The following is a 23,076-nucleotide window of genomic DNA, read 5'->3' as shown; positions in this document are numbered from 1 at the left end:
CAATCCATGCAAATATGACGTCTATGTCTACGATTTGGAAACAATCGCCGGGGCCGGCTCTTGGATAAGGTGGCCAGCCTCCGGGCCTTCGTGAAGGTGGTCGAAAGCGGCAGTTTTGCCGAGGCCGGCCGCCAGTTGCGGCTGTCGCGCTCGGCGATCAGCAAATATATCGCCGACCTCGAGGGGAGCCTTGGCGTGCAGCTCCTGAACCGGACCACCCGGCATGCGAGCCCGACCGAGAACGGCCAGCGCTATTTCGAGCGCGCCGTCGTGATCCTCTCGGAGATCGAGGCCGCCGACCAGGCGGTGGCGCAGCTCCAGTCGGCGCCGCGTGGCCTGTTGCGCGTCAACGCGCCGATGTCGTTCGGCACGATGCGGCTCGGACCGGTGCTCGCCGACTTCATGGAAAAATACCCGGAGCTTCAGCTCCAGCTCGTGCTCAGCGACGATCTGCTCGATCCCGTCCAGGACGGCTTTGACGTGACTTTGCGGATCGCGGAGCTGGAATCCTCAAGCCTGATCGCGCGCAAGATCGTGCCGGTGCCGCGCATGATCTGCGCTTCGCCGGATTATCTCGCGCGTCACGGCACGCCAAAACATCCGCAGGATTTGCGCGACCATGCGTCGCTGACCTACGGCTTCCTGCTCACCGGCAATCAGTGGAAGCTTACAGGCAGCGACGGCGATCACTGGATTCAGCCGGCCTGGTCGCTCTGCGTCAACAATGCCGAAGTGCTGCGCGATGTCGCTATCAAGGGCAGAGGGCTCGCGCTGCTGCCTGAATTCATCGCCGCCGACGCCTTGAGGAAGGGCGAGCTGCGCACGGTGCTGGGCAAATATTCCGCGCCGCCGCTCGCGCTTTATGCGGTCTATCCGCCGACGCGGCATTTGTCGGTGAAGGTGCGGCTGTTTATCGATTTTTTGGTGGAGCGGTTTGGGCGTGAGGAAGATGCGGGCGGGCGCCGAAGCTAGGGCGCGTGCTCATGAGATCCGCGATGTCTGTATATCTCCGAGCAGTGGTGGAGGAGCGGACATCGCGTGAGGTCCGAGAAGGGCCTGGAGCGCAGCTCAGCATCGCTTCGGCACGATGTTTCCAAATCAGTTCCGGAAGCAGTTTGCTCTCGGTGACCAGCGCAATTGGTTGCGGGGGTAGGCATCCTACGCGAGGTGCTTGCGGGAAAACCACTCGCGGGCATCGCCGCGGAAAAGTAGCATCACAGAGATTAGCTGCAGAACATATCCTGCGTACCAGAAGATAGCCGAGATGGGATTGAGGAACTGAAGGCGCTCTGCGTTATCCCAGAACACGACCGGGATACCGATCAACACCATGATGAGACTGATCCATCGAGCCCAATTCTGTCGCTTGCGGGCAACGACCCAAATCCAAACTAACTGCGCCACAATGGATACGACAAATAAAGCTAGAAAGCCATTTGCATATCGATCGTAGTTCCTTGCTAGGAGAGCCGGGTTAGCGGCAGATGACGCCAAACCAGCGGCGACCGCCGCCCAAGCGAGCCGTTCGTACCAGACGACACTCTGTGGGCGCACAACTCCGTCCGCATACTTCAAACCCTCGATTGTCATGCTGCCGACGCGCCCCGTCAGAAATATGTCGCCATACCGTTCCGGATAGCAGGCAATGTCGGTAAATACAACCTAAAATAGGCGCCTGTGTAAGTCCGTTTTGGGATCAAAACCGGAAGCACTCGCGATGAGCAGACCGCTGCTCGGCGGGCGCGAGCAGATCGTCGAGCGCGCTCATCGAGGCCTCTCGAAGCGTCGCCAACTCGCGTGCGGCATCCTGGCATTCGTCTGGCGACATCGTGGGCGCCGCCAGCTCGACGTCACGGCAGCGCTCGAACAGGCGGACGAGGCCGAGCGCGCTCGCCGCGCTGCCGAGCTGGTGCGCGGATCGTGCAAGCTGCTTGTGATCGGCAGCCGCAGCTGCCGCGGCGATGTCGGCGATCAGTTCTTTGCTGGTCTGGTTCAGCAAGTGTTGGAGCTTCGCGATCTGCGAGGCGCCGAGCAGCTCTTTCTGGTCGTCGAGAAAATGCTCGTCGATCAATGCGTCGGTCGCTGGCGGTGTGTCGGTAGCGCCCTGCGCTGGCTCATCCTCGATCGCCTCGCGAAGTGCGTTGATCAGGATCGGCTTGCTGACGACCTTCGTGATGTCAGCGCCTGCGAGCCGCTCGCGGGTGCTGCGCGACACGTCGGCGGTCACGACGATGATCCGCGGCATCGGCTGCAACGGAAGCTGTCGAATGCGCGCGGCCGCCTCGACCCCATCCATGTCGGGCATGTGCAGATCCATCAGGACGACGTCGAACGGCTGGTTGCGGGCGACCGCGACCGCGGCCGCGCCGTTTCTTGCAATCGTGGCGCGGTGGCCGAGCCGGTTCAGGATCGCTTCGCCGACCTCGCAATTGACGGGGTCGTCGTCGACCAGCAGCACGCGGAGCTGCCGCGATGGCGGCTCGATCACACCTTGCGTGACGCCGCTTGCGGCGTGACCGAGCGGCACCAGAAGCGTGAACATGCTGCCGGCGCCCGGCGTACTCTCTACCGTCAACTCGCCGCGCATCAGCCGCGTCAGGCGGCGCGCGATCGCAAGGCCAAGGCCGGTGCCGCCGAACCGCCGTGCGATGCTGTCGTCCGCCTGCACGAAATCCTCGAAAATCCGTTCGTGCATGTCGGAAGCGATGCCGATGCCGGTATCGCGAACGATGACGCGGAGGAGCGCGTGATCGTCATACCGCTCGGTGGTCGCGCTCAGTGAAATCCCGCCGCGCGGGGTGAATTTGATGGCGTTGCCGATCAGGTTGAGCAGGATGCGATTGAGCCGCACCGGATCGCCGTGCACGAATGTGTTGACCGTCGCATCGCAGCCGAGATCGAAGGTCAGTCCTTTGCCGAAAGCCTGGGGACGCATCAGATCGGCGGCCGTCTCGATCAGCTGGTCGAGGCGGAAGTCGCGCGTCTCCAGCGCCTCAGTGCTGGCCTCCAGGCGGGCATATTCGAGAATGGCGTCGACCAGCGCGATCAGCGTTTCGCCCGATGCGGCCGCGGTCGCAAGGTGTCGGCGCTGAACCTCGCCGAGGCTGCCGTCGTCGAGCAGCTGCACCACGCCCATGACGCCGTTCAGCGGCGTGCGCAGCTCGTGGCTGACCACGGCGAGGAAGCGCGATTTGGTCTCGTTGGCCGCGACTGCGACGCTGCGCGCGCGCTCGGCGGCATCATGCTCGGCAAGGGCGTGATCGCGCGTCTTCTCGAGCTCGGAGGTCCGCTCGATGACTTTGCGCTCGAGGGTCGCGTAGGATTCGCGTAAGTGCGCGGCCATCCGGTTGAACTGGTCGCCGAGCGCCTCCAGCTCGTCGCCGGTCTTGATCGCGAGCCGCAGGCCGAGATCGCCGCTTCCAATCCGCCGCGCGCCTTGCGTCAGCAGCTGGATCGGCACCGTCATGCGTCGGCTGAGCCAGAGGGACACCAGAACCGCGAAGGCGAGTAGGACAATCAGCAGAAATGTCGAGCGGCCGATCGAGGCGTAGATGGGGGCGTAGGCTTCGGTGAGCGGGAGTTCGACGAACACGAGCCAGCCGAGCGAAGGCACCGTCGCATAGGTCGACAGCACACGCTGCCCCGACAGATCCTCCTTGACCAGGCCGCCTGAAGGCGGCCCCACGCCATCAAGCGCGGCGCGGACGTCGGGGTGCCCGGAGAGGTCACTGCGGCGTAGCGCCGGCCACAAATCGGGATGCGCGATCAACAGGCCCATGCGATCGACAACATAGGCCTTGCCGGTGTTGCCCACCCTGATGCCGGCGACGAGGTCCCAGATGAAACGCAGATTGACCTCGGCGACGACCACATTGGGGTTGAGGCCCCCGCTGCGCGCGGCGAGCGTCATGAACGGTTCGGTATCGCCAAAGAAGTAGACCGGCCCGTAATAGGTCCGGCTTTCATTGGCACCGCGGAAGGCGGGCGAGGCGGAGAGGTCGGCCTTGCTGCCGATCCTGCCCGCGACACGGCGCGACACGCGCACCCGCTCGCGGCCCTGCGCGTCGAGCTCGGCAATTTCCGCGATCGCAGGCGAGAGGCGCAGCAGGCGGATGGCGTTCAGGCGCGCGTCTTCATTGGTTGACAGCTCTGGAGGCAAACGCGAGAGCCATCTGATCTGGTTCTCGATCTGGCCGATGAACTGGCCGATCTGAATGGCCGCGCTTGCTGCCTGCTCGCGCTGGGTCGCTGCGAGAAGCTGCTTCTGCTCGCGGTAGGAAAACCAGACGTCGAAGCCGGTGTTGATGGCAAGTGCGGCAAAAGCGAGGGCGACGATCGAGTAGAGATATTTCCGGAACAGCCGGCCGGGAGGCGTCCGCAGATCTCCCTGGTCGATCGTTTCGTTCACTCGCGAATCTCGTCGGCGCGTGCGAGCAGGGTGAATGGTATCGTCAGTCCGAGCGCGTTGCCGACGGTGCGGTTGATGAGGAGCTCGTATTTCCGCGGCGCTTGCACCGGGAGATCGCCGGCCTTGGTGCCGCGCAGGATGAGATCGACATAATCGGCCGAGCGCACCTCCAGCGTCGGCCCGTAGCTCATCAGCCCGCCCGCATCCATGAAATAATGGAATGGATAGATCATGGGGACGCGATACTTGGCTGTTGCCGCGATGATCGTCTGCCGGTTCACCACCAGGAAGCTGTCGACGAGCGCGATCATCGCTGCCTTCGGTGCTTCGGAGAAGCGGCTGATCGCGCCGTCGATGTCCGCTGTCGCGCTGACGGGCGCGAGGACCACGGCCACCCCGGATGCCGCGGCCTCCTGCTCGAGAGAATCGAGGAAGAAGCGTCCAGCGCGAGGTGTGGTCGCCGGATTGAACAGGACGCCGACGCGCGCGATATCCGGCACCGCCTCCCTGATCAGCTGAAGCCATTTGCCGCCCATCTCGGCGGTGCTGCTGGTGAAGCCCGTGACGTTGCCGCCGGGATGCGCGAGGCTTTCGACGAAGCCATTGCCGACAGGGTCGTTTGAGGTCGCGAAAACAATCGGGATCGTCTTGGTGGCCGCCATGACGGCCGCGGTTTCGCCCGTCGAGCCTGTCAGGATGACGTCCGGTTTGAGATCTATGAGCTCCCGCACCGCGGCCTTGAACTTGTCGGGTCCGCCGAAAGTTGAACGGATTTCGAAGCGGTAATTGACTCCTTCGACCCAGCCTCGCTGCCTCAAGCCTGCGATGAGTCCACCAAGGCGAGTGGTTGCACTGTCGGTCATGCTTCTTCTGGTCAGCTCGTCGTCGAGCGGCAATACGGTCAGCGAGGCGACGACCCGCATGCGATCCGGCGTTGCGCCGAGCGCGAGCCATCCCGCGGCAGTTGAGCCCGCAAGGCGTATGAAGCCGCGGCGATCGACCGCGAAAGCGGAAGGCCGTTCGGTCATGGAATGTGTTGCTCGATGATCCGTCCCAAGGCGGATGCTTAACGCGAAAGGGTGGCATCCACAATTGATGAAAAAAAGCATTTATGAATGTTCATTCGCAGCGTTCGGCAGCACGATACCGTATTCATACGCGCCTTGGGAATCGCTGTTTCGAGCTTTGTCTGCTCCGTGACGCTTTGTAAGGCCTTGTGGCATTGCACATTTTCCGTCTCGGTTCGGGGAAGCCGATTTCGTAACTGTCGATTTTTGAGCCGTTGTTTCAGGTTGTTTTGAAGGTTTACGATGCGCAGAATCTATCTTGTCCCGGCTCTCGCCGGCCTTCTCATCACAGTTGCGGCCGGACCTCTTGCGGCCCAGGGCGTCGTACCGAAGCAGAAAGCCGCGCCCGCGCCGAAGGCCGTTGCGGCAGGTGCGCCGCCGGCCGCCGCCACTGGCGCAGCGCCCGCGGCCTCTGGCGAAGCGGCGACTGCCGACGACAAGACCAAGGCGATCGACGGCTTCCGCTCCGCCAAGTTCGGCACGGGCGAGGCCGAGGTGCGCGCGGCGATGGTCAAGGATTTCAACGCCAAGCCCGATGCCATCAGGGCCCAGGACAATCCGTCCGAGCTGACCCACAGCCTGCTGCTCTCCGTTCCGGAGCTGCTGCCGAATGGCGGGACCGCCGAGCTCTCTTACGTGTTCGGCTACAAATCCAAATCGCTGATCCAGGTCGGCGCGGTCTGGTCCAAGGCGAGTGATGCAGCCATCACGCCGGAGAAGCTGTTCTCCAACGCCAACATCCTGCGCGCCCATTTCCTCAGCGAAGGCTTCAAGCCCGACTCCATCGCGGTCAACATGCCCGTCAACGGCGGCATCGTGATGTTCCGCGGCAGCGATGCCAGGGATCGCTCGGTGATCCTGCTCCTTCAGGGCACGTTCGAGAATAAGGAGAACAACCAGCGCCTGCTCACGCCGACGAGCCTGCTGCTGTTCTACGTGGCCGACGCCAAGAGCCCCGACATCTTCAAGCTTCCGCCCGGCCAGTTCTGATGCCGGGCGGTTGCACGCCATTCTCCCACCGGGTTGTGGATCGGCGCTAATGCCGATGACGAGGATCTGAAATGCGCGGACCATTTGCCACGCGAGACAAGGACGAACTGACGCTGCGAGGGCTCGCGCGTTTCCGTTCGATGTCGCTGCTGTGCGCGATGCAGATGGTCTTCCTGCCGGTCTTCAGCGTCCGACTCCAGGCGCAAACGGCGAATGTGATCACGCCGGACGGGCGCACCGGCACCTCCCTGCAAACCTCCGGCAGCGGCACAAACGTTACGACGTCGACGGTCTCAGGCAACAGCGCCTTCAACTCGTTCTCGCAGTTCAGCGTAGGGCAGGGCAACACCGTCAATTTGCAACTGCCGAACGGCACGCAAAACCTCGTCAACATCGTTCGCGACGCGCCGGTCTACGTCAATGGCACGCTCAATTCGTATATGAACGGCGCGATCGGCGGTAACGTCTATTTCGCCGATCCGAAGGGGTTCGTGGTCGGCCGCAGCGGCACGGTGAACACCGGCAGCCTCAACGTGTCGACCCCGACGCGGGAGTTCACCGACAGTCTGATCGGCCCGGGAGGGGCGATCAACGGTACGGCCGTCGGCAATTTGATGGCGGGCTCGTTTCCGGTTTCGCCGGATGGCAACATCCGGATTTACGGCCGGGTCAATGCCATGGATGGCGTCCGCCTGACCGGGCAGAACGTCTTTGTGGGCGGCGCGAGCCAGCGCGACATCGCCAACCTCGACCATGCCGCGAAGTTTGCGGCGTCCGTCAACTCGAAGGGATTGCATAGCGCCAGCGCCATCACTGTGAGCAACGGCTCGATCCATATCGGCGCCGTCAACAACGCCACGGTGAACGGGCGGCTGACCGCGCGCAGCAAGACTTCGACGCCGAGCACGATCACGGTCGTCGCCGGCAACAATGCCAAGATAGGCTCGAATGCGAGGTTGAGCACGGCGAGCGAGACGGGGGATGCTGGCGGTGTCCTCGTCAAGGCCGGTAACGATGTGAGCGTGACGAGCGGCGCGAAGATCAACGCCAGCTCGAAAACGGGCAATGCGGGCCTGGTCGAGCTCAGCGGAAACGGCGTCATCGACGTGGGCAGCGGCGTCAGCATCAATCTCAGCGCCCCAAGCGGCCGCGCCGGTACGCTGCTGATCGATCCGACCGATGTGGTCATCGGCGACACGACCCTGGACAGCGGCGCGGGTGTCACGCTGTCGAACACCTCGGTGGCCAACGCCATTGCCGCGCTGAGCGCCGGTGCCACCTATCTCGTCCAGGCCGACAATTCGGTCATACTGGCCGCGCATGCGGTGATCGATGCCCGCAATCTCGACACGGCCACCAAGACGCATTCGGTCGGCAACGCCATCAATGTCGAGATTGACGCTCCGACGATCACTATCAACTACGGCGCCCAGATCCTCGCCCAGGCGATCAACGCCAGCGGAACGACCTATACGAACGGCAATGTGACGCTGGCGGCCACGGCCAGCCAGAACCTGCTGTCCGGCCACGCCTATGCGACGACGGGCATCACGATCGACGGTACGATCACCGGCGGAGATGTCAGCATCGGCGCGACCTCGACAGCCGTCTCGAACATGTTGAGCTCGCTTCCCGGATCGTTCGCTCTGGTCGGCGAGAGTGTTGCGGGGCTGAACCTCGGCGTCAACGGCGGCTACGTCGCAGCGAGCGCGACGGCGAACGTCGCGATCAACCGCCACGCCAATATTTCCGCCAGCGGCAACATCCTGGTCACCGCGACCGGGTCAGAAACGGCGGCGGACCCGGTGCTCGCAGGCACAATTGGCGGTGGCCTTCCGTTCGGCGCGTCGGTCGTGGTCGGCAACGTCATCGGCAACGTCTCCGCCAACGTCGCAAACGGGGCGACGATCAATGCCGGCGGATATCTGAATATCACCTCCACCAACAACGCCACGGTGAATGTCGCCGCGGTCGCGACGACCACCAGCGCGGCTGTGGTCGCGACGTTCGCCTATTCGAACGCTTCGGTGACGACCAGCGCGAATGTCGAAACCGGCGCCCATCTGAGTGCTGGAACGGCGAGCGGTTCGCCGGGCGGCCTCTCCGTCTACGCCATCAACAACAACAGCTTCTCGACGTCGGCGACGTCCGTTGCCCTGGATAATCCGGCGCTCAACGGCGGTGTCGGCGGCGCGATGGCGATGAGCAACATCAACACCTCCGCCAACGCGACCCTGGGCTCATCGCTGGGAACCAGCGCAAACCCGATGACCGGTCCGGTGACGGTCGAGGCCTTCTCGAACACCACGTCGAACTCGACGATGTCGTCGACCATCACCGGCACGCCCACGCTGATTGCGGGCCTGCAGGGGCTTGCGGTCGTCGGCTCCGAGACGGGCAACATCATCGCGCAGCAGATGTTCAGCACGCTGGTCACGTCCGACCTGAACCTCAAGGCCGCCGCGGCGCTGTCGCTTTCCAACAGCACCGAAAGCGCCACGGCGGCGATCGCGCAAAACCCCAGCGGCGGGGCACCCTCGATCTACACGACCGGCAACGTCGCGGTGGTCTCCAACGTGACCGACGTCGGCGTGCGCAGCAACGCGACCTCGGCGGCGATCACCTCGAGCCCCATCGACGGCCAGTCCTACGCGCTGAGCGCAGCCGTGGCCTGGGGCAACTACACCCATAATTCCAATGCCTATGTCGGCGATGGCGTCACGATCAGCGCGCCGAACATCGGTGTCGCCGCAAACACCTCCATGCCGATCACCAATACCTGGACCCAATGGGCCGGGCTGACCGAGGTGATCAGCCACCTCAACGGCAATCTGGGTATTGGCGGCAATATCCTCACCAGCTACGCGAACGCAGGCGCGGACGCCGGCGACACGCTCGGAATTTCCGGATCGCTGAACAACTTCATCGTCCACAACAACACGACAGCGTGGGTTGCGAGCAGCGCAAACCTGAATGCGACCTGCACGGTTGCGACGTGCGGCAGCGGCGCATGGTCGGCCAACCTCAACACGGGCACCCAGCCGTTCGACGCGACGCTCTCCGTCACGGCCGCTTCCTATACCGCCTCGATCGATGCGGCCGGCAATGTCGGCACGCTCGGCTTTCTTCCCGGCAATACCTCGGGCGGCTCGTCGTTCGGCGGCTCGCTCAATCTGGTCCAGATCTCCAACACCACCATCGCGGGCGTTGCCGCCAATGCGACGATGGCGTCGACCGACAACATCTCGGTTGAAGCCGTCACGACCGACCAGTTCTTCGGTGTCGCGCCGACATCGGGCAAGGCCGCCGGTACGCTGGCACTGAACGGCATCACGTCGATGGCGCTGCTCGACAACACGACGCACGCCTCGATCGGCAGCGCAGCCACGGTTTCGGCGCCGACCGTCAACGTCTATGCCGCGCAGGACCTGTCGATGCTGACGATCGCCGGTGCCGTCTCGATCGGCGCCAACTCGGCGGTCGGTCTCGCCGTCGCCTATCTCGGCGCCAACGCCGACACCGCGGCCTATATCGGCGATAACAGCAGCGACATCCGTAACGGTGCATTCAGCACCGACGATCCGTTCTCTGGGACCGGCGGTGGCAGCGGCTCGTTCAGGGCCGACTATCTGACCATTTCGGCGACGACGTCCGGGCGCATCACTGCGGCTTCGGTTGCGGCCGCGATCTCGGAGCCGAGCGTCTCCAGCTTCGCGACCAAGGCGGGGGCGGTGACGGCGGCGGCCACCGGCGGGACCTCGGGCATTGCAGCCGGTGCGGCCAAGGCCGGTTCGACCGGATCGAGCACCAGCGGATTCAGCATCGATCTCGCCGGCAGCTCGTCGGTAAGCGACGTCTCGCTCGCCACCAGCGCCTACATCAAGAACGCCGGGACGATCAACAAATACACCACGACTAGTGCCGTGGAGACCAAGACAATCGTTCAGGCGCTCAACGACACCATCCTGGACAACGGCTCCGGCTCGGCCGCGGCCAACATGGCCGGAAGCGAGGGATCGAACAGCGCGGCCGTTGGCGGCGCAATCGCGTCGGCGACGTCAAACAACGCCACGAGCGCCTATATCAGCGGCACCACACTGAACAACCAGAGCTCGGTGACGGTGCAGGCGCTCAACGGCGGCTCGGAGACCGTTGTCGCCATCGGCGTGGCGGGCGCGCCGGAAGGCAATGCGGCCGCGCTGTCGGCATCCGTCGGCATCGTCACTGACAGCGCCAACGCCTATATCGAGAACTCGACGATCACGGGCCAGTCGACCGGCGTCAACCGCGCGCTTGAGGTCGACGCCTACCAGACGACCAAAATCGCGATCGGCGGCGGTTCGCTCTATGTCTCCGGCGGCAAGGCCGGCGTCGGCATCGCACTGACTTATGCCTCGATCGCCAATCCCACCGGCGGAAACGCAACCGACGCGCACATCAGCACGACCGCGATCTCCAACTACGACACCTTGCTGGTGCTGGCCGACAGCGCCGGAGTGATCGCGGCCGGCGCGGCTTCGGGCGGGGCAGGATCCAACGGGCTCGCCGGCGCCATTATCGTTGACGAGATATCGCCGACCACGACGGCCTATATCAACAGCGGCGCTACGATAAGCATCAGCGTCGGCAGCGTCACGGTGATCGCGGACAGCGGCGATGTGTCGGCGCTGGACACCGCGCTCGGAAATCTCGTCAAGAAGTCGAACAACAACCTGCTCGCCGCGGACACCTGCACGACCGCCGGCGGCACGGGAGGGCAGAACTGCATCGATTTCAGCGCAGCCGCGCTCAATGGTGGAACCAGCAACGGACCGGGCGGCAGCATCATTTCCGTTGCCGGCATCATCCAGGCCGGCAAGAACAATGTCGGCGCCTCGATCATTTACGACACCATCTCGACGACGCATTCGGCCTATATCGCCAACGTGCTCCTGACCGGCCGCGTCAATGTGAGCGCGATCGACGCCTCGAAGATCCAGTCGGTCGGCATCGGCTTCGGCCTCTCCACCGGACAATTCTCCGGCGTCGGCGCCATGACGATCAGCTCGATCACCAACACTGTTTCGGCCGCGATCGGCAACAGTCGTTCGAGCACGACGAATTCGACGATTTCGGGCAACAACATTTCAGTCACCGCGACCGATAATTCCAGCATTACGGGCAGCGCCGCGGTCGCAGGCGGGTCGACGCAGGGAAGCGCTGCGGGCCTCTCACTCGTCAACAGCAACATCGCCAACAATGTCAGCGCCGGCATCATCGGCTCCAAGGTGAATTCGACCGGTAACATTGCCGTCGGTGCCAGCTCGAACGCCAGCATCTCGACGGTTGCCGTCGGCGTTGCGATCTCCGGGCAGGTCGGGCTTGCGGGGTCGGTGGCCACCAATTTGATGGGAACCAACGTCTCCGCCAGCATCACCGGCGGGGCCGATGTCACCGCAAGCAACAATGTCGCGGTGATCGCTGGCAACACCGACAACGTGGCCGTGATCGCCGGCGCTCTCTCCATCTCCAGGGGCGCGGGTGGCTTTGCCGGCTCGATGGTGACGAACCAGATCACCGGCAGCACGTCGGCCTATATCAGCGGAACGAACACCAAGGTCGATGCGCTCGGAACCAGCTCGACCGACACGTTGTCGGTCAACAGCGGGACCCTGGCGCACGCCAACGACCTCAGCGGCTTCCAGGCCCCCACCGACAGCACGCCTGACCTGACCGAGACCCAGGACACGGTGAAGGGCCTTGCCGTCGTCGCCAGCTCGCATCAGGCCGTCGTGACCAACGTCGTCTCGCTGGCGGCAGGCAACGGCATCAACATCATGATCAACCCGATCACCTCTGTGATGAGCGGGTCGACCAACGCCTATATCGACGGCGCCAGCATCGATACGCGCCTGACCAGCGCGGGCCTGCTGCCGCAGATCGACGTCGCCGCCTCGAGCTTCTCCTATTCCGGCGCGTTCGGTGCCGGCATCGTGCCTCCGACCGGAAGCGGCGGGGGTGGCGCGACCATCATCTCGACGACGATGTCGCGCACGACGATGGCCACCATCACCAACGCGACCATCGGCAGCGTTTCGTCGACGACGACCCCGACCGTCGGCGCCGTCACCGTGAAGGCCAATGCCGAGCAGGACGCGTCCTCGATCGCCGTCGGCTTCAACACCGGCTCGGTCGGGCTGAACGTCTTCGTCGCCACCACGGAAGCCTATGTCGACGGCGGCGCAATGACGGCCTCCTCGCTCACCGTGACAGCCAACGACACCACCGGCATCTACTCGGCGAACGGCTCGGCGGCCTATGGCAGCCAGGCTGCGGCTTCCGCTGCGTTCCTGGTTCAGGTCTCCGCGAACCGGACCGAAGCCTATGTCGGTGACGAGTTCCACTATCAGGGCAATGGCAGCGCGCACATGACCGCGCTGAACCTGAGCGGCGCACTCGACGTCGAGGCGAATACTACCGATCGCTTCCAGGCCTATTCGGTCGGTGGCTCGCTCTCGACCGGGACGGCCGCGATTGCCGGCATGGCGAACATTGAGATTGCCAACAACACAACTATTGCCGGCGTCTATGACACCACGGTGCAATCGCCCACGGGCGGCGCGGCCGGCGCGATCACCATCAACGCCAATGAGGATGTTGCGATCAAGGAGATCGCCGGCGCAATTGCGATCGGCGCCAGCGGTGGCGGGGTTGGCGTCGGTGCTGCGGCCAATGTCATCGTCTTCAAGAGCCAGACCATTGCGGAAAGCCGCAACAGCGACCTGGACTCGTCGGCCGTCATCAATGTGGGTGCGCTCAGCACCAAGGAGGTGCTGTCCTACGCGGTGACCGCCGGCGTCGGCGGAAGCGTCGGCATCGGAGCGACCGTCGGCGTCATCATCATCGGCACCAATACCGCTGATCCTGACACGCAGGGCCAGGAGACCGGGCAGCTCAACCAGGGCGGTACCGGCACCATTGCGTCGGTGAACAACAGCACCAATTCCAGCCACGGCAGCGATGCCGTCGCCAGCGGCACGGCGGGCAATCCGAACAACGCCAATGTGAACTCGACCTACGACGTCTCGACCGTGCTGACCGGTGGCAATGACGGCGTCACCGCGCAGATCGCGGGCGGCAACGTCACGGGCACGCAGGTCAACGTCGCCGCCACCAGCGCCAACGCGACCAAGATGTACCTGCTCGGCGCCGGCTTCGGCAAGAACGTCGGCATCGGTGCCGGCATCGGCTACACCAGCGTCGACAGCAGCGTGCTCGCCAATCTGAGCGCGATCGTCTCCGCGCCCTCCGTCACCGTCGCGGCACAAGTCAAGGATGCCGGCACCGGACCTTATGCCGGCAAGACCATCGACAGCGAGGCGATCGCCGGCGGTGCCGCGCTTTACTTCGGCGCGGACGCAGCCGTGGCGGTCGGCAATGTTGCCAACACCGTGACGGCCCAGCTCGGCGGCTCAGTGACCGGGACGGGCGGCACCGGCGTCGCCGTCATGGCGCTGGACTCCTCGTCCCAGAGCGTCTTCACGGGCGGCGTCACCGCCGGTTTCGCGGCCGTCGGTGCTTCGATTGCTACGGCGGGACGATCGAGCTCGGTCGCGGCGAAGGTTCTGGACGGCGCCACCGTCAATGTCTCGGCGCTGGCGGTTGGTGCGGCCGGAGCCGGCACGTTGACCACGACGGCAACGGCGCTCGGCGGCGGTATCGTCTCCGGCGTCGGCGCAGACGCGGAGGCCCACGAAAATTCGACCGTGCTTGCGGAGATCGGCTCCGGCTCCTCGATCACCACGTCCGCGACCGGTGTCGGTACGCTGGTGTCGGCGTCGATCACGCCCAATCTGTCGAGCAGCTCGATCGGCGTCTCGGTCGGCGGCGGCGCCGTCGGCGTATCCGTCGCCCAGTCGACGGTCGGCGCCCAGGTCACCGCTGATGTCGGCGACAACACCAGTTTCTCGGGCGGTGCGCTCGCCGTGACGGCGATGGCGCTGGTTCCGACAGGGGGCACGACGACCTACGCCTGGTCGCTCGCGGGCGGCGCAGGCTCGCTGATCGGTGCCCAGGGCAGCTACGCCAAGGCGTCGGAGAACGCCACGGTCAGCGCTTACGGCGGGACCGGGATCACGCTTCCCAATTCCGACGTGGTCATCGCGGCCGAGAACGACAGCGCCCAGTACGCCGAGGCGACCGGTCTTTCGACCGGGTTCCTGGCGTTGGGCGCGACCGTCGCCCAGACGTCGTCGAGCGCACACACCTACGCTTATCTCGGCGCGGGTGCGGTCACGGCCGCGTCGAATACGGGCATTCTCCAGATCACTGCCACTGGCACGGATGCCAACGTCTCCAGTGCGACCGTCGGTGCTGGTGGCACCTATGCCGGCGCCGCGGCCGTCGCGACGACGAGCTCCACCGCCGTGACCAACGCCACGCTCTATGGCAACGCGACTGACGACACGCTCTATTTCGGCGGTCTCAACATCCGTGCCAAGCACACCACAAACTACAGCGCCAGCGGCGATGCCTATCAGGCCTCGACCGCCGGCGTCGCCGGCGGCAGTGCGCAGAACGACGTTACATCGACCACCACCGCCGAGGTCGGCACCCATTTGATCATCAACTCGGCCGGCGGCGACATGGACGTCATCGCCAACGACATCGTCAATCAGGCCGGCGGCGGCGCGCGTTCGGGCTCGGGCGGCATGTTCGCGGGCGCGGCTGCGCTGAGCACCTCGACCGTCACCCAAACCGTCAACACCAACATCGATGCCGGGACGATCCTGAGCCTCAACGCCGATCCGCGAACGACGACGGGCGTGATCAATATCGAGGCCTACAACACGCTGAGCACGTCGGACACGACGAGCCTGGCCACCGCCAGCCTGTTCGCCGGCGGCGATGCTGAATCCGACATGACGGCGAACGCGACGCTTAACGTCAACATTCAGGCCAGAGAGCTGTTCAGCGCTGGCAATATCTATATCGGCTCGGCGTCGCGGATGTCGGCGAACAACTATGCCAACGCCAGCCTCTATGGCGCGATCGGCGGCGTCGGTGCCAGCACCAACGCCTGGGCTCATGCCACCCAGAACGTCACTGTCGGCGGCAGCTCGACGGTGGAGGCCTGGGGCAAGATCAACATCGCCGCGGGCCTGGCCGGTGACGGCAGCGTCTACAGCAGCGTGGCCGCGAACGGGACGACGGTGGTCTACAACAACACGGTCGTTCCCATTTCCGGCCGCTACAGTGGCACAGCCAACGCCGACGACGACACCAGCCTGACGCTCGCGATCGGCTCGAAGGTGCTCGGCGCCAATGACATCTCTCTCACCGCAACTCCGGGCCAGGTCGCGGCCTCCGGCCTCGGCAGCAACTACAATCCCTATCTGGAGATGTTTAGCGCCAAGAACAGCGACAACCACAGCCACACCAATGACGGCGGCACCGGCAATGTCGCGCTCAACGGCCTTGTGGTCGCCGGCATCCACAATGACGAGACCATCACCATCGCACTCGGTGCGAGCACGCCGACCCTGTCCACGACGAGCCCCTACGATCCGCTCTCGCTCGAATACGTTTCCGACGTCAATCATTTCAATCCGGTGATGAGCTGGAACCAGCAGACGGTCCAGTACACCATCGTCGGCGGCTTCAATCCCTACCAGACGATCGTCGGCCAACTCGCAACCTTGAGCGGATTGACCACCACGCAGGTCCAGACCGCTCTCGCCGCGGCCCAGCCCGTCATCACGGTGCAGGGCGCCGATCCGACCGGTGACATCCAGCGACAGGTCAACACGCTGATTCAACAGGCGCCGTTTGCCGCCAACGCGTCAGGCAACGCCTTCGCGTTCGGCGACATCCTGGTGTCGGCGGGCAATGTCTCGATCCTGGCGCAGAGCCTGTCCGGGGCAGGGGGCGCAGGCAATGTGGCGCCATCCGTCATCGCGCGCTCTTCGCCCCTGATCAAGATCGAGAACCAGGGTCTCGACTTCATCGCCCTGTCGAACCTCACGATCACCAATGTGAGTGGTGGGCTGGTCACTCACCCGGACGTCGCCGCAGACTCGTCGTCCAACGTGACCTTCACGTCCAACAACACCGCGACGCCGCTCATTGACATCTCGGCGATCTACAACCGCAAGGACCCCAATACCGGTCTCGGCGTCGACCAGAACGGCAATACGCTGACCCGCACGCCCGACATCTATTTTGACGGCGTCGTCACCAACGAGCAGGGGCTGCTCAAGATCACCAACAATCTCGGCAACGTCGTGGCGTCGCAGACCTTCGATGCTGCGACGATCCAGATGGTCGTTCCGAACGGCTCGTTCACCTTCAACGGCGGCGTCGGCAGCATCTTCAGCTCTAACCACGACGTGGCCTCGCAATGGGCCAACACCGAATACAAGCCGGCAGACAACGACACGCTGACGGCGGTGATGGCGGCGGCGACCTATCTCGGCGCCTATGGCGCATACGATAGCGGCGTGCATATCGCCTCCGGCGGCAATCACCCCTATTCGTACTATTGCTGCGCATCCGGCAGTGAGGGCGTCGCCGGCACGGCGAGCAACAGCACGATCTTCACCGCGCGCCTGCTGGATCTGTACTACGACGGCGTTTCGCTCTATTCGGCGATCTTCCTGCCGACGGGTTCGGGCGCGCCGGGCAACGGCAATGCCAGCGCCGGCAGTGTACCTAGCACGAGCACGCTGGCGACGATCGAAGGCCCGACGGTCCAGACTATCTCCACCGCCCCATGGGAGCGGAACACTTATGACGGCCAGGGCGTCTATAGCGGCAACAGCCCATTCAACTGCTCGGGTTGCGGGGCCTATTTCCAGGTCATCAACATCCAGAATGACGTGATCACACCGAAGACCGCAGACACGGCGACCAACGCGCCCGCGAACGCGCCCTTCATTGTCGGCAAGGCGATCATCCTGTCGGCGTCGGTGCTCAACATAAACGGTACGATCCAGAGCGGTTCGAGCAGCAACTACTCGGTCAATATCGGCACCAGCGCGTTGAACGCGATCAACGCGATCAAGGCTGACAGCGCGACCCTTGCTGCCGACCAGGCCGCCGCACTTCATGGCAATTATGTCGATCTGACGCAGTATCTGACCAAGGCGAACAGCAGCGACGTGCAGATCAGCGCCAAATACAACGCCGCCACCGACCAGATCCTGCTGAACAGCGTGGTGCAGGGCTCGGGCGGCTACGTCTACCTGAATGGCAAGATCATCTCGACCTCGACCCAGAACAACGTCTCGCAGGGCAACATCATCGTCAATGGCGGCGCCGGCACGATCACGGTGAACAACACCACCGGCGTTCAACTCGTCACCAACACCATCAATACCGGTGTGAGCGCCGCCAGCGTGATCGAGATCGTCGACCAGCTCAAGCAACAGACGACGTGGTATGTCTACAATCCGGCGGCGCCGGGCGGCCAGCAGGTGTCGACGTACCAGACCAACAGCGTCAACGCGAGCCAGTACACCTCCTCGATGCTCGCCGGAACCAGCGGCACGTCGGGCCTCCAGTACACGCCGCAAGCCAACCTGTACTATCAGTGGGTCGACACCGCGACGCTGGATCGTTCGACCAGCGCCACGCAGTTCGACTATGGCTGGACCTACACGCCCAATTCGACCACTGGTGCGATCTGGACCCGCACCACCAGCCTGGTCTCGAACGTGCAGCAGGTTGCCAACGGCACCACCACCGGCCAGTTGCAGAGCTCGAACTACCAGGAGGTCGTCACCGCGACCGGCTCAGCGCATGGCGGCGGTGGCAACACCCATTCCGGCAAGTGCTGCGGTGCGGATGGCCAATACGACTGGTTCCAGGAGATCTTCGATCACCTGACCCTGACGTTGACGAACACGGTCAAGGCCTCGAACCCGATCAACATCCAGTTCAACGGCGGCGGCACCAGCACGGTTGCGGTCACGTCGAACTCCGGCATCGTCATCAACGGACCGATCAACAACCTCCAGGGCACGACCTCGGTTACGGCCACTGGCGCCAACTCGGCCATCACCGTCGGTGCGAACGCGAACAACCCGACGATCTCGGGCACGAGCGTGACGCTTTCTGCGCCGGGCGGCATCGGCACGATCGGTTCGGGCGGAACGGCTGTCTCCGTACAGGTCTATGGCGGCAGCCTTACCGCCAACACCATCGACCACGACATCGCAATCGCGGCCGTCGGCTCGCTGTCGATCAACCAGGTGAAGGTGAATCCGACGGTGGCCGGCAACGCGCCGCAGGGCAGCGTCTTCATCTCGGCGACCGGCGACATCAACTCGGCGTCGGCCTACGACGTTGCCAACCCCATCGTGATCGGCAAGAACATCGAGATCGACTCCACCAACGGTGCAATCGGCGCGATGTCCGGTGTCAGCAACGGCACTGCTGTGCTCACCAACATCAATCCGCTGGTGATCCAGGCGACGGGGACGACGCTGATCGACGGCAGCGTCGATGGCGGCATCCTCAACAGCTCCTCGAAGACCGGCACCTATATCGTGCAGTCGAAGGGCGACTTGCGGCTCGGCACGGTCGCGTCGACAGCCGGCCCGGTCTTCCTGGAGGCCGCCGCCTCCGACGGCAATCATGCCAGCATCCTGAACGGCCTGTCGTCCGGCGGTCTCACCGCCGAGCAGAGCGCGCATCTGGCGGACGTCTGGACCAGCCTCGACCTGCTCAGCGGCAATGCGGCGACCGTCGCCGTCAACAGCTACCATTCGATGGTGACAGCAGCCTACAACGACTACTTCCAGCTCCAGAATCAGGTCTTCCGGGTCAGCCCCAGCACTCACGCGCTCGAGTACAATCCGACCACGGTCGGCTTCAACATGCTGCGTGCGCAGGTTGCCGCCAAGCTTGGCATCACCGATCCGTCCACGGTCTCGACGACGCAGATGCAGAACGAGGCCGCGACGCGCTTGGTGAAAGACCAGTTCCTGCTCGGCATGATCGACACCGATCAGGTCAAGGCCTCGCTGACCACAGTGTTGGGCACCGCGCCCACGGACCCGCTGGCAACGCTGTTCGGCAGCTCGCTCTCGTCGACCCTGTTCACCAAGTTGTTCGACGGCGTCGCGACCGGCAATCAGTTCATGCCGACCAACACGGCCTTGCAGTCGGCGCTTACGAGCTACAGTGCGAACTACACCTATACGCTCGCCTCGACCGAGAAGGTCTACGGCATCATCACGTCGGGCTCGCAGTGGACACAAAGCCAGCTCGCCTACACGGTCTCGTCGTCGGCCGTCGGTGCACCGCCGCCGCCGATCACCGACGATGTCATGGCCAACATCAGGGCCAGTCAGGTCATGCTGTACACGCCGAATGGTTCGGTCGGCCAACTGGCGGCGCCGCAGACGTTCAATTTCACCAGCGTCAATGCTTCGTCGCTGACGGCCGCCCAGAAGGGCCTGCTCGCATCGGCCGGTCCCGGGCAACTCACCGTCGACTCGGTTACGGACCCGACGACCGGCGTCGTGACCTACAACGTGACGCTGTCGCAGCAGAGCCTCGTCATCCTCGACGATCCGACCGCGGTCACGGCCAAGGCGCTGTCGGAGGTCTATCTCGGCAGCAAGAACAGCCTCGTGCTCGGCGGCATCGCGGCTGCGACCTACGGTCCAATCGCCGCTGCGCAAGCCAATGGCGTGCAAGTGACCGGCACGGGCGACGTCAAGCTTGACGCCGTCGCCAACATCTCCGCGGGCGTGACCGGCGTGCCGCTGATCTCCGGTGACATTCCGAACCTGACCCTGATCGCCGAGCACGGTAACATCGGCAGCGCCGGTGCCGCGGGAAGCGATCCGGCGGCCAACGCGAACGCGATTCAGATCGCCTTCGCGAATCCGGCCACCGATCATCTCGACCAGGTGTCGTCCGGACTGGGTGTCTATGTGAAGCAGACCACCGGCGACCTCGTCCTCGGTAACGTCTCGGCGACCGGTACGATCCAGCTTGCCGCGACCGGCAGCATCTATGCCGAAGGCGGCACCAATTTTGCCGATCGGACGGCGCCGCATATCGTGGGCACGGACCTCGATCTGCGCGCGGGTGGCGACATCAGCTTCAACGGCACCACCTTCCAGCCCCTGCAGGTGCAGATCTCCGGCGCGCTCACCGGCTCTGCGGTCGGCGACCTCAGCATCCTGGTGGTGGCGCACGATCTCACGGTCGGCGCGACTGGCACCTACGGCCCGCTCACCGCGGGCGGTACGCTGACGCTGAACGTGCCGCACGGCGCGATCAGCATCAACGCCGATGTCACCAGCGTCGGCCTGATGCAGCTGCTCGCCAACGGCGCCGTGACGTTCGCCGACGGCACCGGTGCGGCGCCGGTGGTGGCGACCAGCTCCTCCGGCGGCGTGACGCTGGTCGCGTCAACGCTGTCGATGGGCGCCTCTTCGGCGATCGACGCGGCCGGGGTGATCTCGGTGACAACGACGGGCAACGCCACGATCGGCCAGCTCAACTCGTCGCTGTCCTATGCGGCGGCCTCGAACGCGCCGTCGATCATCGTCAGCGCCGGCGGCGTGGCCTCGCTGGGTGCGATCCTCGGCAATGGCGACGGCCAGACCAGCTTCGTGGCCTCCGGCTCGGGCGCTGAAGTCTCGCTGTCGGCGTCGAACGGCATCGGCAGCTCGACTGGCCGGATGGGCTTCAGCGCCGCGCTGCTGACGGCGAGCACGAGCGCCGGCGGCATCTACCTGAAGGCCTTCACCGACACCGAGGCGACCTTGCTGTCGGCAGTGAAGGGCAGCGTCGACATCCTCGGCACCGGCGGCCTAACGCTCGATCAGGTCGCGGCCGGGACGGCGGCGGGTGCGAGCGGCAGCTTCAGCGCGGTGACCAGCAATGGCAGCATCGTGATCGGCACCGCCAGCAGCAGCGGCTCGCAGACGGTCCATGCCAGTCAGAACGTGATGTTCAAGGCGCTGGCTGCCACGGGCAACACGGGTGACCTCGGCAATATCAACGTCACCGCGGACAATGGCTTCATCCTGGCGCAGACCGTAACGACCGGTGGCGTGACCACGCTGGGCTCGGTCTCGGCCAACGGCGCGGCCGCGTTGGTTGCCGGTACGACCATCACCGGCAACACGCTTGCCGCCACGACCGGCTCGGGCCTGTTGACGGCCGGCGGCCCGATCAACTGGAACGCGCTCAACGTCGGAACGTCGCTGGGCGCGACCGCAGGCCAGGGCAGCATCACCTTCAAGACCGCGCAGAGCGGTGGGACGCAGACAATCCACGCCCACGATAACGTGACGTTCAACGCACTGACGGCCACCGGCATCACCGGCGATACCGGCAGCATCAACGTCACGGCCGACAACGGCTTCATCCAGGCGCAGACGGTGATGGCCGGCGGCGTCGTGACGCAGGGCTCCGTCGCCGCCAACGGCTCCGCTACGCTGATCGCGGCGTTGTCGAACACCGGCCACAATCTCACGGCGACAACGGGCAATGCAGTGCTGCGCGGCACCGTGATCAATTGGGACAATCTCAACGTCGGCGGTACGCTCGGCATCACCGCGACGACGGGCGGCATCACTCTCGGAACGGCCGTCAGTGGCGGGACGCAGACCCTGCATGCCGTGACCGATATCGCCTCCACCCAGCTCACCACCACGGGCATCCCGGGCGATGCCGGCGATATCGACCTGAAGTCCGACACCGGCTCGCTCCGCGGCGGATTGATCTCCGCCAACGGCGATACGCATTTCGACGCGGCCGGTTCGATCGCGTTCGACCGGATCCGCGGCAACACGATCAAGCTGTCCTCGCCGGGTGACCTGACGATCGGCTTCGTCAGCGTGGTCAGGGAGCTCGACCTCGCGGCCAACACCATCAACGTCAAGGGCGAGCAGATTGCTTCGACGCCGGCCATTCCGCTGATCATGAACGTCACGGGCTACAATGGCGGGACGGCGAAATCTGCCAATGTCTCGATCGATCCGGACTCCATCATCATCAATCAGTTCAATGTGGTGGACGCGAACTTCCTGACCGATGCGCGGGCCGTCTCGATCCTCAACGGCTACGTGCCGGGCCAGCTCGTTCTCACCACGGCAACCCAGCAGGTGCTCCTCAACAACCGGTCACCGGCGCCGACGGACTGGCCGTCGCTCCAGCTCTATCAGCCGGGTGGCGTGTTCACGATGAGCCAGGTCGGCAACGCCAATGTCAGCAATGCCTATGTGGTGTTCTACACCGGCGATATCTCGGCGACCGTTACCAATTACGGCCCGACCCACACCTGCTGTAGCGACTTCACCGGCGCCAGCATGATGCGCAACGTCTCCGTCGACGGCGAGGGCAATGAGAGCATCGACACCTGGCTGGCGCAGAAGAGCGGAGGGGCGTTCTACCAGCTCGGTCTCTCCGGTCACGCACGGCTCGATGCGCTGTTGTCGCCGCGGCCGGTCGAGACGATCGGGTCCGGCCCCGCCGTCAACGTCGAGGGCCTCAGCGACATGCGCAAGCTGCGTCGCCAGGGGCAGCGGATGGGGCGCACCGGCTGGAAGGATGCGGCGGTTGATGTGACGAAGCCGGCCATCGGCCGTCTTGCCGAGGCGTGGTAAC

The 23,076-nt window shown here is 64.6% G+C and carries 6 protein-coding genes; 3 read left to right on the top strand and 3 right to left on the bottom strand.

Features of this window, described 5'->3' with window-relative positions:
* The first annotated feature begins 60 nt into the window (after positions 1 to 60).
* Positions 61 to 972, top strand: coding sequence for a LysR family transcriptional regulator (locus UP06_RS25005; protein ID WP_045006336.1), 912 nt, complete (start codon positions 61 to 63; stop codon positions 970 to 972).
* Positions 973 to 1,158: 186 nt separating this feature from the next.
* Here the strand turns inward: UP06_RS25005 and UP06_RS25000 are convergent, their stop codons facing one another.
* The 3 genes from UP06_RS25000 to UP06_RS24990 all read right to left on the bottom strand — a co-directional run bounded on the left by UP06_RS25000 (position 1,159) and on the right by UP06_RS24990 (position 5,436).
* Positions 1,159 to 1,590, bottom strand: coding sequence for a hypothetical protein (locus UP06_RS25000; RefSeq protein WP_045006335.1), 432 nt, complete (start codon positions 1,588 to 1,590; stop codon positions 1,159 to 1,161).
* A 106-nt stretch (positions 1,591 to 1,696) separates the two neighbouring features.
* Complete coding sequence (locus tag UP06_RS24995; protein WP_045006334.1) at positions 1,697 to 4,408, bottom strand: hybrid sensor histidine kinase/response regulator; 2,712 nt, start codon at positions 4,406 to 4,408, stop codon at positions 1,697 to 1,699.
* Entirely contained in the window at positions 4,405 to 5,436 is a 1,032-nt protein-coding gene (locus UP06_RS24990; protein ID WP_045006333.1) for an ABC transporter substrate-binding protein, read from the bottom strand. The genes UP06_RS24995 and UP06_RS24990 overlap by 4 nt, the downstream gene beginning before the upstream one ends.
* Positions 5,437 to 5,718: 282 nt before the next feature.
* Here UP06_RS24990 and UP06_RS24985 point away from each other — a divergent pair, with 282 nt between their 5' ends.
* A complete protein-coding gene (locus UP06_RS24985) occupies positions 5,719 to 6,465 on the top strand; it encodes a hypothetical protein (protein ID WP_045006332.1) in 747 nt (248 codons plus the stop codon).
* 71 nt (positions 6,466 to 6,536) lie between these two features.
* A complete protein-coding gene (locus UP06_RS24980) occupies positions 6,537 to 23,075 on the top strand; it encodes a leukotoxin LktA family filamentous adhesin (protein WP_045006331.1) in 16,539 nt (5,512 codons plus the stop codon).
* Position 23,076 lies beyond the last annotated feature (1 nt).

The organism is Bradyrhizobium sp. LTSP857 (assembly GCF_000938285.1).
Taxonomy (GTDB): domain Bacteria; phylum Pseudomonadota; class Alphaproteobacteria; order Rhizobiales; family Xanthobacteraceae; genus Bradyrhizobium.
The sequence above is the reverse complement of the archived record's forward strand: the minus strand, read 5'-3'. Positions and strand labels throughout refer to the sequence as shown.